This is a genomic window from Streptococcus sp. 53 (assembly GCF_013276565.1).
GTDB lineage: Bacteria > Bacillota > Bacilli > Lactobacillales > Streptococcaceae > Streptococcus.
In genome coordinates this window covers 19,612-36,078 of record NZ_VMLG01000040.1, presented here as the reverse complement: position 1 = coordinate 36,078, position 16,467 = coordinate 19,612, and the positions used below count along the sequence as shown (strand labels likewise).

15 protein-coding genes are annotated in these 16,467 nt (G+C 40.1%); 1 reads left to right on the top strand and 14 read right to left on the bottom strand.

The genetic code is table 11. The features are described 5' to 3' along the window. Positions 1 to 110 precede the first annotated feature (110 nt). A complete protein-coding gene (locus HT722_RS09775) occupies positions 111 to 1,277 on the top strand; it encodes an IS30 family transposase (RefSeq protein WP_173278811.1) in 1,167 nt (388 codons plus the stop codon). A gap of 289 nt (positions 1,278 to 1,566) precedes the next feature. Here HT722_RS09775 and HT722_RS09770 read toward each other — a convergent pair whose 3' ends face one another. The 14 genes from HT722_RS09770 to HT722_RS09705 form a co-directional block, all read right to left on the bottom strand. After that, positions 1,567 to 2,868: an ABC transporter permease gene (locus tag HT722_RS09770; RefSeq protein WP_173278810.1), complete on the bottom strand. Its 1,302-nt coding sequence runs from the start codon at positions 2,866 to 2,868 to the stop codon at positions 1,567 to 1,569. After that, positions 2,837 to 3,520, bottom strand: coding sequence for an ABC transporter ATP-binding protein (locus HT722_RS09765; RefSeq protein WP_138701941.1), 684 nt, complete (start codon positions 3,518 to 3,520; stop codon positions 2,837 to 2,839). The genes HT722_RS09770 and HT722_RS09765 overlap by 32 nt, the downstream gene beginning before the upstream one ends. Before the next feature lie 315 nt (positions 3,521 to 3,835). Continuing rightward, positions 3,836 to 4,756, bottom strand: coding sequence for an XRE family transcriptional regulator (locus tag HT722_RS09760; RefSeq protein ID WP_173214474.1), 921 nt, complete (start codon positions 4,754 to 4,756; stop codon positions 3,836 to 3,838). A 123-nt stretch (positions 4,757 to 4,879) separates the two neighbouring features. Further along, the gene (gene adhE, locus HT722_RS09755; protein ID WP_141230499.1) at positions 4,880 to 7,531 is read right to left on the bottom strand and encodes a bifunctional acetaldehyde-CoA/alcohol dehydrogenase; all 2,652 of its coding nucleotides are present in this window, start codon (positions 7,529 to 7,531) and stop codon (positions 4,880 to 4,882) included. Positions 7,532 to 7,830: 299 nt separating this feature from the next. After that, positions 7,831 to 8,241 carry an MORN repeat-containing protein gene (locus tag HT722_RS09750; RefSeq protein WP_020902388.1) on the bottom strand — a complete coding sequence of 137 codons (411 nt, stop codon included), beginning with the start codon at positions 8,239 to 8,241 and terminating at the stop codon, positions 7,831 to 7,833. Further along, the gene (locus HT722_RS09745) at positions 8,228 to 8,671 is read right to left on the bottom strand and encodes a low molecular weight protein-tyrosine-phosphatase (protein ID WP_173253245.1); all 444 of its coding nucleotides are present in this window, start codon (positions 8,669 to 8,671) and stop codon (positions 8,228 to 8,230) included. The genes HT722_RS09750 and HT722_RS09745 overlap by 14 nt, the downstream gene beginning before the upstream one ends. Before the next feature lie 46 nt (positions 8,672 to 8,717). Beyond that, positions 8,718 to 9,017, bottom strand: coding sequence for a preprotein translocase subunit YajC (gene yajC, locus HT722_RS09740; RefSeq protein WP_000445810.1), 300 nt, complete (start codon positions 9,015 to 9,017; stop codon positions 8,718 to 8,720). 116 nt (positions 9,018 to 9,133) lie between these two features. Further along, positions 9,134 to 11,110, bottom strand: coding sequence for a transketolase (gene tkt, locus HT722_RS09735; protein WP_173278809.1), 1,977 nt, complete (start codon positions 11,108 to 11,110; stop codon positions 9,134 to 9,136). Positions 11,111 to 11,226: 116 nt separating this feature from the next. Then, on the bottom strand, positions 11,227 to 11,850 hold the full coding sequence (locus HT722_RS09730; RefSeq protein ID WP_173275333.1) for a ribonuclease P: 624 nt from the start codon (positions 11,848 to 11,850) through the stop codon (positions 11,227 to 11,229). 50 nt (positions 11,851 to 11,900) lie between these two features. After that, complete coding sequence (gene jag / locus HT722_RS09725; protein ID WP_173262330.1) at positions 11,901 to 12,887, bottom strand: RNA-binding cell elongation regulator Jag/EloR; 987 nt, start codon at positions 12,885 to 12,887, stop codon at positions 11,901 to 11,903. A 17-nt stretch (positions 12,888 to 12,904) separates the two neighbouring features. Next, positions 12,905 to 13,729 carry a membrane protein insertase YidC gene (locus HT722_RS09720; RefSeq protein ID WP_345789590.1) on the bottom strand — a complete coding sequence of 275 codons (825 nt, stop codon included), beginning with the start codon at positions 13,727 to 13,729 and terminating at the stop codon, positions 12,905 to 12,907. Next, a complete protein-coding gene (rnpA, locus tag HT722_RS09715) occupies positions 13,704 to 14,075 on the bottom strand; it encodes a ribonuclease P protein component (RefSeq protein WP_000739243.1) in 372 nt (123 codons plus the stop codon). The genes HT722_RS09720 and rnpA overlap by 26 nt, the downstream gene beginning before the upstream one ends. A 149-nt stretch (positions 14,076 to 14,224) precedes the next feature. After that, on the bottom strand, positions 14,225 to 15,415 hold the full coding sequence (locus HT722_RS09710) for an acetate kinase (RefSeq protein WP_173278808.1): 1,191 nt from the start codon (positions 15,413 to 15,415) through the stop codon (positions 14,225 to 14,227). Between the two features lie 50 nt (positions 15,416 to 15,465). Then, positions 15,466 to 16,419 (bottom strand): class I SAM-dependent methyltransferase, encoded by a 954-nt coding sequence (locus HT722_RS09705; RefSeq protein ID WP_173278807.1) that lies wholly within the window; start codon positions 16,417 to 16,419, stop codon positions 15,466 to 15,468. Between the last annotated feature and the right edge of the window lie 48 nt (positions 16,420 to 16,467).

Sequence of the window (16,467 nt, the reverse complement as noted above, 5' to 3'; positions counted from 1 at the left end):
TAACTTCTCAAAGTAACTTCCACTTGCCTGACCAAAGTGGAAATTAGTCTAAAACGGATTTTTATGGTGGAATTAAGTATGAGACGTTTGAATTAGAAATGAGGTCTACTATGACAAAACATAAACACCTTACCCTTTCAGACCGCAATGATATCCAACTGGGCTTAGAGCGCGGTGAAACCTTCAAAGCTATTGGACAATCCATTCTAAAAGACCCGACTACTGTTTCCAAAGAAGTCAAACGAAACAGACAAGTCCGAGAGTCTACATGCCATAACCTTCCTTGCCCTCTACTCGATAAGGCTCCCTTTGTCTGTAACGGTTGCCCTAAAAGAAGACAAAATTGTGGATTTAAAAAAATTTTCTACCTAGCTAAGCAAGCTCAAAAACAGTACGAACAAACTCTTGCAGAAGCTCGTGAAGGAACTCCCCTCAATTCCAAGACCTTCTGGGACATGGACAAAGTCATTTCTGATGGTGTTAAAAAGGGACAACACATCTATCATATCCTCAAAACTCATAACCTGGATGTCAGCTCCTCAACCGTCTATCGGCACATCCGAAAAGGATACCTATCTATCGCTCCTATTGACCTTGCTAGAGCCGTTAAATTCAAAGAAAGACGGAAAAGTAAGCTACCTTCCATCCCTAAAGAAGCTAAAAAAGGCCGTTCCTATGAGGATTTCCAAAACTATTTATCTCTTAATCAACTAGACTCTTGGATGGAAATGGACACCGTTATGGGCAGGATGGGAGGTAAAGTCCTACTCACCTTCAATCTCTCTTTCTGTAACTTTATCTTCGCTAGACTTCTGGATAATAAAACTGCCCTTGAGGTTACCAAACACCTCTATGACATCAAGAACACTCTTCATCAAGCCGACAAAGATTTCTTCCAACTCTTCCCTGTCATCCTGACAGATAATGGTGGAGAGTTTGCCAGGGTCGATGATATCGAAATGGATGTGCGAGGAGAGAGTAAACTCTTCTTTTGTGACCCTAATCGCTCTGACCAGAAAGGGAGAATTGAGAAAAATCACACGCTGATTCGCGACATTCTGCCTAAAGGAACTTCTTTTGACAACTTAACTCAAGAGGATATCAATCTCGTCTGCTCTCATGTCAACAGCGTCAAACGTGCTGCTTTGAATGGAAAGTCAGCCTATGAACTCTTTGCCTTTACCTATGGAGAAGAAGTTCCTAAACTTCTCGGCATTTCTAAAATACCTGCAGAAGACGTCTCTCAGTCGTCTAAATTACTCCAACATAAGTTCTAAAAACTAATCTTTAACCGCATTCAAACGTCTCACACTAACTTCCACCATAGCGGAACTTAATTTGAAACGCTTTCAGATGAGGGGATTTTGTGCGCTCTTTTTTTCGATTCATTTTGGTTACAAAAGCGATGAAATCAAGCATGTTTAAAACCAGTGGAACTTACCCTGACACGGATTTCCACTGGTTTTTAGGATTTTTATCAGACTAACTTCCACTTGGATTAGCGGTGGAAGTTAGTTTGGGAATTTACCAGTTTCTTTTTTAAACTGTAAATCAAGGAATCCCTTACTATTCATATCGTAGCGATTCTACAGGATCCATTTTACTAATTTTACGCGCTGGGAAGTAGGCTGAGACATAACCAAGTAATAGAGCGAAAACTAGAGTTCCTAAAACAGATAAAAGATTTAATTCAAAAACCTTAGTGATGGATGGGTAAAAGTGACTTACAATCGCATTCGCCAAACTTCCCACCCCTTGTGCAACCAAAAATGCCAGCAGCAAGGCGATTCCTACAATCCAGATAGCCTCGTAAATAAAAATTCCTTTGACATCACGATTCTGATAACCAACTGCCTTCATGACACCTATTTCCTTAGAACGTTGCATGATATTGATGTAAATGATGATACCAATCATGACCGCTGCTACTACAATAGCTTGTGATGAAAGTACAATCAACAATCCCTGAATGACACGAATAAAAGTAATCACAATATCAAGAACCTTCTGTTGAGAAAGAACAGTATACTTCTTGTTTTTCTGCAATTCTTCTGTTATCGCTTTTGTTTGTGATGGATCTTTGAGTTCCAAGATAAAATAAGATACAGCTTTTGTAAATCCAGCCTCTTTCAAAATCGTTTCCATTTGATGAGACGGCATGAAACTGTTGCTGTCCTCCAAGTCATCTTCATCATTGATTACACGTACAATCTTTGTTTGAAATTGAGCAGTCTTGCTAGCTTCAGCATCATTTTCTACAATGCTGGCTGAGACTGATTTGCCAATAATATCACTAGCTGTCAGATTGTTTCCTGTCTGTTCATTCCAATTTTTTAGTAAACTGCTTGGAATCGTCAATCCCTGTTCATTTGAATCAGTATAGAGGGAACCGGCTAATACTTTGTCCACTTCATTACTACTAACAGAGATACTTGTATCCTCATAGAGACTCACCACTTGAGCATAAGAAGGCATCGTTTGACTCAGATCCATTTCTTGACCATCTATAGTAATATTTGACATGATCATCCCAAAAGGACTCTCCAAATATTTAATAGTTTCTTTGCCAACTGTATCCGTGATATAGTTCTTATCATCTTGGTTCAAAAAGCCTCGTCCAACATTTTTTGTGTTTAAAGCAATCTGAACTTGTGAAGGGATTTGACCTCCATTCGTATTTTCATCAATCATCGAAATCAAAGCATTTCCCAAGCCAAAAGAAATTAAGACTCCTACAAAACCGATTGAGGTTGCTAGCGCAATCAATAGGTTACGCCACTTTCTTTCCAGAAAGTTATTTAAAGAAAGTTTGAATTTATTTTTCAATGATAATCCTTTATTTTTTGACTTCTTCAACGACTTCACCATCCTTCATTTTGATAATCACATCTGCATATTCAGCAACCTCTGGATTATGGGTTACAATCAATACTGTTTTCCCTGTTTGGGCTAATTTTTTAAACACTTCCAATACCATTTCTTGGGATTGAGAATCCAGCGAACCCGTTGGCTCATCGGCTACAATCATATCTGGTTGATTTACCAAGGCACGCGCGATTGCTACACGTTGCTTTTGCCCGCCAGAAAGCTGTTTAACATTTTTAGCCATAAAAGGCTCCATGCCCAAGTTACTTAATTGCTCCTTTGCAATCATTGTCATCTCCCTGTCAGATAAATCTTTGACATAGAGAGGTAGCTTGACATTGTCCAAGACAGACTGATGAGGAATAAGGTTAAAGTTTTGAAACACAAATCCAATCTTGTTTTTACGAAATTGAGTTAGTTCAATCTCTGATAAGTCACGGAGGGATTCCCCTTTAAATTCTAAAACTCCTTCATATTGTCTATCTAGACCACTGATGATGTTTAGTAGACTGGTTTTGCCACAGCCTGACGGACCATAAATCGCTGTAATTTTACCTTTTGCAATCTGCAGGTTTATATTTCTTAGAGCCTGCTCTTGATGTTTACCGTCCAAAGTGTAAAACTTTGAAATATTTTTAATGGATAAAATGGACATTCTTTCCCCCTTATTTAAAACTGTTATCGTCATACATCATAATTATAGAAAAGCCTTCAAGCGACATCAGCACTGATTGCCACTATGAACCTACTGCTTAGAATTTTTTCTCTATTGCCTAGTTTGCTTCTGGATGTATATCAAGTAATACTCTTCGAAAATCTCTTCAAACCACGTCAACGTCGCCTTGCCGTACTCAAGTACAGCCTGCGGCTAGTTTCCTAATTTGCTCTTTGATTTTCATTGAGTATAAAATTCATTGTAACAAAAAAGCGACATTTCCCCAATGACAGAAATGTCACTCCTATAAATCATTTAATAATACCTTTCTAAGTCTTCGCTCCATTCCTTATCTAAACTAACGAGTAACTTCTCATTACCAAACATCCTCGCCATCATTTTTGCTTCTTCATACTTTTGTTTGGCTGTATCATAATCGGTATGAATATAATATTTCCACTCCACCATCAAGACAATCGGTTGCTTTTGGAAATCTCGTGTTTTTTGCCCTATTTTATTTAAGGTCTCGACTGCCCTCTTAAAATAATGAAGCAACCCCATAATCTCTATACAAGTTAAAGAAGCTAACAAGGAGTCTCTAAGTAAGTCCAAACAATCGAACTCTATCTTATCAACCTGAGAACTTAATTTGTCATGAAAATAAAGAATTGTTTCATGCTCAGACTTTTTTATCTCACCCTCGTTTAAACCATCCATTAACTGACAAAGAAAATACAGTCTCAGTTTCAACAAGTCCTCGGCTTTATATACATCTCTGGATAGTAAATCTTGAAGACCGTCTTCAATCACACCACTTCCGTATAAGGAATTACTAGTCGCTCTCACTGCATCTATAGCTTGAAGACAATCCACTAGCACTTTCTCATCACGGGGCAGGTCATCATAAAAACACTCAAAAATCTCATCAAAATATTCTTCCTTTTGTTCCTGCAACTCCTCGTCTCCATAGTCAGGATGATGTAAAAGAAAGTACTTTAATTCTTGGTAACGCTTGGGTAATTCCTTATAATCTGGCATCAAGACGTAGGACGGAATTTCTAATCGTTCTGCAATATATTCTAGTGTTTTTATCGTCGGGCGAAATTCTCCTTTTTCAATCCGCACCAACTGACGCACTGATAATTCAGACTCATCCCCGCAAAAAACTGGACGACTAAGTCCTTTCTCCTCTCTTAAAAGTCGCACTTTATCCCCTAACTCATTTATCTTGTTCATTTGCCCCTCGCATGATTATTAAAGATTTGATTTTCAAATAAATATATGCGATGATTATACCATTTTTCAAATAGAATTACAAAAAAAGAGACAGGATTTCTCCCGCCTCTAGGCTGATAACAATTATTTACGGCGTCCTGGTCTTTCTTTGTAGCCATAGTAAGAATCTTCGATGATTTCTTGCATATGGTCAACCATTGGAAGACGTGGGTTAGCTGGCGAACATTGATCTTCATAAGCAAGGAAGGCCAATTCACGAGAATGTTCTTTCCATTCTTTTTCATCAATTCCTTGTGCTTTGAAGTTCATTTGGATACCTACGCGCTCACCAAGTTCGTAAACAGCTTTTGCATAAGATTCCACACCTTCTTCTGGAGTAGAAGCTGGAAGGCCAAGCATGCGTGCGATATCTTGGTATTTTTCATCTGCACGGTAGTAGTTATACTTAGGCCATGTTGCTGTCTTAGCTGGACGTGTACCGTTATAGCGGATGACGTATGGAAGCAAGATTGCATTTGTACGACCGTGGATTGTGTGGAATTGCGCACCAATCTTATGGGCCATTGAGTGAGAAATACCTAGGAAGGCATTGGCAAAGGCCATACCAGCAATTGTTGAAGCGTTATGCATTTTCTCGCGTGAATGGAAGTCTGCATTCTTAACTGAGCTTTCAAGGTTTTCAAATACAAGCTTGATGGCTTGAAGTGCAAGACCGTCAGTGTAGTCGCTAGCCATTTGTGATACATAAGCTTCAGTCGCGTGAGTCAATACGTCCATACCAGTGTCCGCAGCAACAAATCCAGGCACTGTCAATACCAAAGCAGGGTCTACAATTGCCACAGTTGGTGTCAATGAGTAGTCCGCGATTGGGTATTTACGGTTGTTTGCTTTATCAGAGATAACGGCAAATGGTGTTACTTCAGATCCTGTACCAGATGTAGTTGGGATTGCGATGAATTTAGTCTTCTTACCAAGCAATGGGAACTTGAAGGCACGTTTACGGATATCCATGAATTTTTGAACAAGGTCACGGAAGTCCACTTCTGGTTGTTCGTAGAAGAGCCACATTACTTTAGCAGCATCCATTGGAGATCCACCACCGAGAGCGATGATTGTATCTGGTTTGAAGGCACGCATAATCTCAGTACCACGGTTTACAGTTGTGATATCTGGATCTGGTTCTACATCAGCAAAGATTTGGTAAACAACCTTATTGCGACGAAGGTCAAGTTGTTCGATGATACGATCAAGGAAACCAAGCTCTACCATGGCATGGTCAGTAACGATCATGACACGTTCAACGTCACGACATTTTTGAAGGTATTGAATTGAATCACGTTCAAAGTATGTTTTTGAAGGAAGTTTCATCCATTGCATGTTATTTCTCCGTCTTCCGACTTTTTTGATATTCAAGAGGTTAATGGCACTAACGTTATCCCCAACTGAGTTGCGTCCGTAAGAACCACATCCGAGTGTCAATGATGGCAAGAAGGCATTGTAAACGTCCCCGATACCACCGAAAGTAGAAGGTGAGTTACAGATAACACGAATAGCTTTAACAGCTTTACCAAATTCTTTAGTTAATTCCTCGTCAGCTGTGTGGATAGCTGCTGAGTGTCCAAGACCGTTAAATTCAACCATTTGACGAGCTTTGGTAATACCATCTTCACGGCTTTCAGATTTCAAAACTGCGATAACTGGTGACAATTTTTCACGAGTCAATGGCTCATTTTCACCAACTTCTTTACATTCTGCAGCAAGAATGTTTGTTCCTTCTGGAACTGTAAATCCTGCTTGTTCTGCAATCCAAGTTGCTGGTTTACCAACGATGTCAGCGTTCAATTTCGCACCAGCACAGTTTTTGCTGTTTGCTTTCACGCCGAAGCAGAACTCTTCAAGAAGAGCCTTTTCTTTCTTGTTTACAAAGTAAGTGTGATAAGATTTGAACTCTGCTACAAATTCATCGTAAATTTCTTTATCAATGATAACCGCTTGCTCTGAGGCACAGACCATACCGTTATCAAATGATTTAGACATGACGATATCGTGTGCAGCTTGGCGGATGTTAGCTGATTTTTCAACATAAGCTGGAACGTTACCGGCACCTACCCCAAGAGCTGGTTTACCACATGAGTAAGCCGCCTTAACCATGGCATTACCACCAGTTGCAAGGATTGTCGCAACACCTTCGTGGTTCATAAGAGCACTAGTTGCTTCCATAGATGGTTCAGTGATCCACTGTACGCAGTTTTCAGGAGCTCCTGCTTTAATCGCAGCATCACGAACGATTTGAGCTGCGTGAGCTGATGATTCTTGAGCTGATGGGTGGAAGGCAAAGACGATTGGATTACGTGTCTTCAATGAAATCAATGCCTTAAAGATTGCTGTTGATGTTGGGTTTGTTGTTGGAGTGATACCACAAACAACGCCAACTGGTTCAGCGATAAGAGTCAAACCTGTTACATCGTCTTCTTCGATAACACCAACTGTTTTAGTGTGGCGCATGTTGTTTACTACGTGTTCACAAGCAAACAAGTTCTTAGTTGCTTTATCTTCAAATACACCACGTCCTGTTTCTTCAAAGGCATGTAAAGCCAATTCTCCGTGGGCATCCAAAGCTGCTACTGATGCTTTGGCAACGATGTAGTCAACCTGCTCTTGATCCAACTTACGCATTTCTTCAAGAGCAACTAGAGCTTTTTGCACCAATCCATCGACATGCTTTTCAGCAGCGAGTTTCTTTTCCTCTGGTGTCACAGTTTTTTTATCAGCCATATTTTCCTCCATAGCTTTCAAGGATTCAATCCTTTGTTAATTTTTTCACAAGTTTATTATAACGCATTATTTCAACTTTGTAAACAGTTTCATAAACATTTCACAAAGAATTTTTAGCACCTTGTGAAATGTTTGTTATTTTCTTTTCTTAGCAAGCTTTTTCTTTAAAGTTTGTGAAATTTATTTCAAATGTTTTTTTATTTCACAAACTTACTTGGAAGAGGGACTTGGAAAGATAGAGATTTACAGGTAAGCGCTTACTTAAGCGTTCTAACAATACCTCCTTTGATAAGGAGGCTTTATTTTTGTTGAAAAACGCCTTGTTTAAAAGTTCCTTCATAAACGACTTCTTGTTCTGTTGTTAGTTTTCCTTTTCCTTCAGCCTGACCATTTACAAAATCACCTTCGTAGGTCCAGCCTTCTTTAGATTGAAAGGTACCTTTTCCGTTGAAGGCTCCATTGTTGAAACCACCTGTATATTGGTCTCCATTTTGGAAAGTAATGGTACCTTGGCCATTCATTTTACCACGCACAAGACTGCCGTCGTAAACAATCGTTCCATTATCAAGCTTTAGAACACCTTTTCCGGGAATATTTAGAAAAAAGACGAGCACAGCACAAAAAACAATGGTAACTACTGCCAAAAGCTCTAAACGTGGACGAGTCAGATAGACACGATACTTTTCGTAAAAATTCTTAAGATTTTCCATCTTCACTCTCCTTTTCTAAACGTTCTAACCAAGCTTGACAGCCCTCTTGAACACGTCGATAGGTTTCCTCAAAATCTCCTGTATACCAAGGGTCTGGAACACTTTCAGATGCAAATGAGTAAATCTTATCTTGACAGTCTACTGGACACATCTGACGTAAGTCAGAAACATTTGAATCGTCCATTCCGATAATATAATCAAAGGATTCAAAATCTTCCTTACTAATCTGAAGCGATGTTTTGCCTTTGTCATAAGGAATATCATACTCTTGAAAAACCCCCTGACTTCCCTTATGAATCGGATTGCCATGTTCCCAAGAAGAAGTCGCTCGACTTTGGATTTCGTAATTATCTGTCATTGATTTCATCACAAACTCAGCCATAGGGCTACGGCAAATATTTCCCAGACAGACAAAGACTAATTTTTTCATCCCATTTCCTTTCTTTTATAGAAAAACGGGAGTTAGTGATCCCGTCTTATTTTTCAATTGCGCCTTCTAGTGAAGCTGTTTCTTTAAGTGGTAATACGGTCTTGATAGCAGCTAGTTCAAAAGTCAAGTAAACCCCATCTACATCAAGAACAATTGTTTTCTTTTCTGTATCTACTTCATCGACTGTTCCATAAAGGCCCCCGATTGTAATAACTTCATAGCCTTTTTGTAATTTATTCAAGCTTTCCATACGCTTTTGTGCTTGTTTCTTTTGAGAGCGTTGCGTAAAGAACATCAAGCCCACCATAGCCACAAGAATGATTAAAAATGTATATTGTGATTCCATTATACTCTCCTTTGTCTTTTACATAGGACTACTATATCAAATTTCAGCTACTTTTACAAGATTGTACCTTACTTTTCTGGTAAGAAAAACCAGAGCTTACGCCCTGATTTTTAGGATTATTTCAAGTTTCGAACAACTTTTACAAGATTTTCTACAGTAAAGCCATATTCTGCCAATACTTTTGGTGCTGGGGCAGAGGCTCCGAAGGTATCAATACCTAGAACGGCACCATCAAGACCAACGTATTTGTACCAGCTTTGAGTTGCACCCATTTCGACTGCAACACGACGGCGGACTGCATTTGGAAGAATTTCTTCCTTGTATGCTGTATCTTGTTTATCAAAGACATCTGTAGATGGCATGCTGACTACGCGGACTTTTGCACCTTGACTAGCCAATTCTTTGGCAGCTGAGACAGCAAGATTAACCTCTGAACCTGTCGCAATCAAGATGGTATCAAAGTCGGCTGCATTTTCATAGACAACATAGGCACCTTTTGCAACCTTGTCGAAGTCTGTTCCATCTTCAACAATCAAGTTCTGGCGTGTCAAGACAAGGGCAGTTGGTGTTTTCTCACTTGTCACTGCAAGGTACCAAGCTGCTTGCGTTTCACGCGCATCTGCTGGACGGAAAACATTTAGATTTGGCATAGCACGAAGACCGGCTAAGTGTTCAACTGGTTCATGCGTTGGACCGTCTTCCCCAACTGCGATTGAATCGTGGGTAAAGACATAAGTCACAGGAAGTCCTTGTAAGGCTGACAAGCGAACAGCTGCTTTCACATAGTCAGAGAAGACGAAGAAAGTACCACCGTATACACGAAGTCCACCGTGAAGAGCCATCCCGTTCAAGATCGTTCCCATTGCAAATTCACGAACACCAAACTGAATGTTGCGGTTCAAGCGATTGGCATCGTCTTGAAGTCCGTCAGTCTTGATATAAGTCATGTTTGAGTGAGCTAGGTCAGCTGATCCACCTAGGAAGGTTGGTAATTTAGCTGCCACAACATTCAAGGCATCCTGACTTGAATTACGAGTTGCTTGAGAAAAACCATTTTCTAAAGCTGGGAAGTCTGCTGGAGTCACTTCGACTGGATCACGTCCGTCGATGATGGCTTCTACTTCTGCAGCCAGTTCTGGATGAGCTTCTTTATAATCTGCAACTAATTTAGTCCAAGCTTGATAAGCTGATGCGCCACGGTCTGCAACATGTTCTTTGAAATCAGCATATACTTGTTCTGGAATTTCAAATGGTTCGTAGTCCCAACCGAGGGCTTGACGAGTTGATGCAGTTTCATCTGCTCCAAGAGGGGCGCCGTGTACAGCATTAGTTCCTTGTTTGTTTGGAGAACCGTATCCAATAACCGTCTTCACTTCAATCAAAGATGGCTTGCCTGAAGCTTTTGCTGTTTCGATAGCAGCATGGATGGCTTCCAAGTCTGTTCCATTTTCAACCAAGGCAGTATGCCAACCGTAGGCATTGTAACGGTCACGAACACTTTCTGTAAAGGAATCCTTTGTCTCACCATCCAAGTTGATGTCATTTGAATCATAAAGAACAACCAACTTATCCAGTTTTTGCAAACCTGCGTATGAAGCTGCCTCGCTTGAGACACCTTCCATCAAGTCTCCGTCTCCACAGATAACGTAAGTATAGTGGTCAAAGATATTGTAGCCTTCACGGTTATATTTGGCTGCCAAGAAACGTTCTGCTTGGGCAAAACCAGTAGCAGTTGAAATCCCTTGCCCTAGAGGACCTGTCGTAGCATCAATCCCTGCCGTATGACCAAATTCTGGGTGACCTGGTGTTTTTGAACCCCATTGACGGAAACTCTTGATTTCATCCATACTAACATCTTCAAAACCAGAAAGGTGAAGAAGAGCATAAAGGAGCATTGAACCATGACCTGCTGAAAGAATAAAGCGGTCGCGGTTAATCCAGTTTGGTTGAGCTGGATTGATATGAAGTTGTTTTGTAAAGAGGCTGTAAGCCATCGGAGCCGCTCCCATAACCACACCTGGATGACCTGAGTTGGCTTTGTTGATGGCGTCAATACCTAGGAAACGAATTGCATTAACAGATAGATTTGACATAGAATTTCCTTTCTATTTGAGGTGATTATTGAATCACACATTCTATTCTACTATTATATGAAAAAATACATAGAATAGCAATTAAACAATTCGACGCTAGATAAGTCTCGTGACTTCTACCCTCTGGTCGCCTGATAGTAGGGAAGTAAACGTTCATAAGCTTCATCTAATTTTTCTAAAATCACTTCTAGTGATTGATTTTCAATAAAAGAAACATCTGCCTTCACTAAAACTTTTCGGATTTCTTGACTGCCCATCTTCTTGACTAAGGCCTGGCGATTTTCTTCGTTCGCCTCCCATCTTTGACTTTGACCATCTGAGTAGGCTAGATAATAAATTCCTTTAACGGTTGGAATGTCTAAAACTTTGGCTTGCTTGTCTAAGGTCTGTTCGTCTTTCTTGCGCTCGATAAAACTAACTTCTAGTGAGACACCAAAATAAGAGGGTACTCCATACAAACGAAGGGCCATCATAGGTTCTGTCACTTTCCCCTCACGCTGTATATAAGCCCAGAAGTGTGGTCGCAAGCGCTGCGCTTGGTTCATCCACTGGCTAGTCTGTTGGAGTTGCCATTCTGGATGATTTGCCTGAAAGACTTTAGCCAGTTCTGTAAAAGCCTTTCGAGCCTCTTGGCCTTTGTGGCGCAATTCCAGCATTTTCTCTCGCTCTGCTCCTGCTTTGTCAGGATTACGGTACTGCAAACCAGCAAAGTCTAAATAATCTCTTATCTTATTCAACATTAGTTTAATCTCCTCTAGCTAGCAAAAAATCAGGTCAAGCCTGATTTTGTTTATTCTGTATCTACAACGACATAGCGATTTGGCTCATCACCCTCAGAATAACTAGTCACGCCATCCATACGTGAAATAATACGGTGGATAATCTTGCGTTCACTATTCGACATGGGATCTGTTTGATGACTACGTCCTTCGTCTAAAACACGAGTCGCCAATTTTTGCGCATAGGTCTGCAAAACTTCTGCACGGTGTTCGACATAATCATTGACATTGATTGTAACGTAGAAGGTTCTGGAATAGCGGTTGTAAAGATAATTTTGAGCCAACAGTTGCAAGGCCTTCAAGACTTTACCATGGTAGCCGATAATACGACCTGGTTCGTTAGTATCAATTTGCAAATTGATGCTACGACGGTTATAATCATTTGAAAGTGTGGCTTCAACATCCATGTCATCCACAATCGCTTGAACATAGGCAGTCACATCCGTAGCCACCTGAGCAATATCAAAGCTCGGTTCAACTTTCAAGCCCATCTCTGTCAAGTCTTGATTTTCAGTTTGGTCTTGCTCAGTTTCAAGGTCATCAGCGCCCGCTTCTTCCCTCATCGCTTCCTCGATTTGAAGTTCATTTAAAATCTCAATGTGGCCAGTTTCTTCTAAGATAGTGCTGGCATGTCTTTCATGTTTTAAGATTTCAGCCTTGACTTCATCAGAAATACCTTGACCTTCCTCTTCAATCTTTTTAATTGCTTCTACAACATGACCCAAATCAACAGTTGCTTCACTGACTGTTTTAACAGGCTCATTCAAATCATTGATTTGTTTTGGAACTCCCTTTACAGCTTGTTGATTTGCTTTGACAACAGTCGTTTCACTAATCGCTTCAATATCTACTTGGGCTGGTTTTTTACCAAATAAACCAAGAAATCCTTTTTTCTCACGAGAAATGACTTTAATATGTGCCTTCTTCCTCGGAATATCTAATTCCTTCAATCCTTTTTGGATTGCTTCTTCAACAGTTGAACCTGTAAATACTACCATTACCAGATTCCTCCTTATTATTTCGTTTTCTGAGCCTTTTTCTTGGCTTTTCTTTTTCTATTTTCCAAATCTTTCTGTGCCTGTACTAGAGCCTCGCGCTCTGCGATAATCTTGAATGGATTGTTCAAGAAATAGGTTTGCAAGACTTGGTAAGCATTGGACACTGTCCAGTATAGGGCGACTCCACCTGGCGCATAAACTGCAAAGATAAAAATCAAGACTGGAATCCCATACATCATCGCAGTCGTAGCCCCATTACGCTCAGACAAGGCTTTATTAGACAGCCAAGTACTTAAAAAGGTGAATACAGCTGCTAAAATAGGAAGAACAAGGGTTGTATCCACACCACCAAGGTTAATCCATAAGAAATGACCTGTCTTTAAAAAGTCAACTCTTGATAGAGCTTGGAACAAGGCCAAGATAACCGGCATCTGAATCAAAATCGGCCAAAGAGAATCTGACTGTCTGACACCCATTTCTTTAAAGACTTTACGCATTTCTTGCTCTAGCTTAGTTCTGCTTTCCATATCTCGACCTGGATATTGTTCTCGAAGCGCCTTAATACGTGGTTGAGCTTCCTGCATTTTTCTGGAAGCCACCATTTGCACCTGAAAGACTGGCAAGAGGACTGTACGAATCAAGACCGTAAAGAGAATAATCCCCACTCCGATACTGATATCAAATGATAAAAAGCGAATAATTTCCGCAAAGAAGTAAACCAATTTACTCCAAAAATCAGCCGAATCGGCTGTAATATCGCTAGTTGTCCCATTTGTTACACAGGCTGTCATGATCAATAGAGACAATCCTAGCAAACTAGTCAACTGTAGTTTCTTTTTCACTCCCATTTCCTTCCTGGTAAATCTTTGATAATTTTAATACGTGGAGTAGATTTTTCTCCATCTCTGCGTATTCCAAGGTTTCAACCCCTTTTCGAGCAATGACAACAAAGTCTACATCTTCTACCAGACTCCCTTTTGCATTCTGGATAATATGTCGGATCCGTCGCTTGATTTGATTTCTAGTGACGGCATTCCCCAGTTTTTTGCTGACTGATAGACCTACTCGAAAATGGTTTTTCTGGTTTTCTAATTGGTAGACAACAAATTTGCGATTGGCAAAACTTGTCCCCTCCTTGAAAATCGCCTTAAAATCTTTCTCTCTTTTTACACGAAAGTTTTTCTTCAAAACTCAACTCCATCTATTAAATTACTACTATTATACCATATTTTTCAAAAAAGCCAATCATAGCAAGGTTTTGGACAATTTCATCAGAAAAAGAAGCTGGAAAAATCACTTTCCCAACTCCTTGTACGGAATATTTTTTCTAATTTTAGTTATTTTTTCAAGCGTTCAACATCACGGGCAATGACCAATTCTTCATCTGTTGGAATAACCAATACACGGATTTTAGCTGCATCTGTTGAGATGTCTCCTGTCACACCAAAGACATTCTTTTCATCATCAACATCACAGCCAAACCAAGAGATACCTGAGATAACATCTTCACGTACATCGGTTGCATTTTCTCCTACACCCGCTGTAAAGATAATAGCATCTGCTCCGTTTAGGACTGCGAGGTATTGACCGATATGTTTTTGGATACGGTCAATATAGATTTCATAGGCCAAGGTAGCATCATGATCTCCTGCTTCTTTCGCAGCAATCACATCACGCATATCACTAGATTTACCTGAAACCCCCATCAGTCCTGATTCACGATTAAGAACGTGACTAATGTCTTCAGGCGTGTTAAAGTCCTCTGTATATTGCATTAAGTAAGGAATGATAGCTGGGTCAATATCCCCTGTACGAGTACCCATCATCACACCACCAAGTGGAGTGAAGCCCATTGATGTATCGACAGATTGACCACCCTTAACAGCTGTAATAGAAGCACCATTACCGATGTGGCAAGTAATCAATTTCAAGTCTTCTAATGGACGTCCCAATAGTTTTGCAGCTTCTCCTGCTACAAACTGGTGACTTGTGCCGTGGGCACCGTATTTACGAACCTTGTTTTCTGTGTAATATTTTGTTGGTAGAGGGTAGCGATAAGCTTTCTCTGGCATACTTGTGTGGAAGGAAGTATCAAACACAACTACACTGGTAATGTCTGGCAACAATTCCTTGAAGGCACGAACACCTGCTGCATTGGCTGGGTTGTGTAGAGGAGCTAACAAACTCAACTCTTCAACTTTTTCTAAAACATCCCCCTCAACAACTGTTGATTCTTTGAAATATTCTCCACCTGCAACAACACGGTGTCCAACACCTGTAATCTCATCATAAGCCTTGATAATATCGAAACGAATCAAGTCATCCAATAAGATTTTAACAGCTTGTGTGTGATTTTCAATATCTAAAATTTGTTGTTCAGAACGGCCGTCAAATTTTACAGTTGAAATTGAATCTTTCAAACCGATACGTTCAATCAAACCTTTCGCCAATACTTTTTCTTCTGGCATTAAGTATAATTGCCATTTCAAACTTGAACTTCCTGCATTGATTGCAATTGTTTTTGTCATAACATGATACCCCTTTTTAAGCGTTTTCATCTATTATAACAAAATCTATTTTATATTTCAGTACCTTGAGTCCATTTTTGAAAATTTTCTTTAAATTTCATTAAAACACTTGCATCTTGCAAGCTAGCAAGTGGATAAATAAAAGGCTCTACTGCTATTTCATTTTTCTTCTGTAAGATAAAAATAGTCTTAGATTGGTTGGCATTAGCAAAGAGATTTTCAGGCAGACTAATCATAGCAACCAAACTTGCCTCCTCTTTCAACCAGCCTTTCAACAAATCACTCTGAGGACTGGTCAACAAATCACTCGGAGCGAGAAAAATAGCATATCCATCTGACTTGAGGTACTTAAGTCCTTGTTCCATGAGCAAGTGATGGGCGTAGGTATGTTCTTGACTAGAAGCAACTTGATGGCGCGACGCAACGGCATCATCAGGATAATAGCCAACAGGCAAGTCGCTTATGACCACATCACTTCCTTTGAGCATTTGTGGACGAACGGCATCTCCTTGGACAAAGCCAACCTGCAAACCAATTACATCTGCCATGCTAGCTGCCAAATCAATCAGCAAATCATCTACTTCCATTCCCAAGTAATCCACTTTTTTAGCAAGCGAGGTCAAGAAAGTAGCGCCTAGAATTCCCATTCCGGAACCCATTTCGAGGATAGTGATTTCCTCTTCTTTAAACAACTCTTCCACAATAAACACCAAAAGCAAAGCAATGGCATCTGGTGTAAACTGGTGATTGGCCTGCAAGGGTTCTGTTTGCCCAGCCTTCATCAAGAGAAACTGGTAGGTCTTGAGCCATTCTTCTTTGCGAAGTGCTAAACGCTTAAGGGCTTGATTGTTCTCTTTGAGCTGATTTAGCTCAGTTTCACCGTCCAGATAGATGCTATTTTGCTCCACCAAGGCGTCATAAAAATTGGTCGCCAAATCACTTTGGATGACTTGGACATTCTCTAGTAAATAGGTATAAGCTTGTTCAATTTTTTCAAAATCCATATTCCTATCTTATCAAATTTCCCTTCTTTTTTCCATCCTTATAGAAAA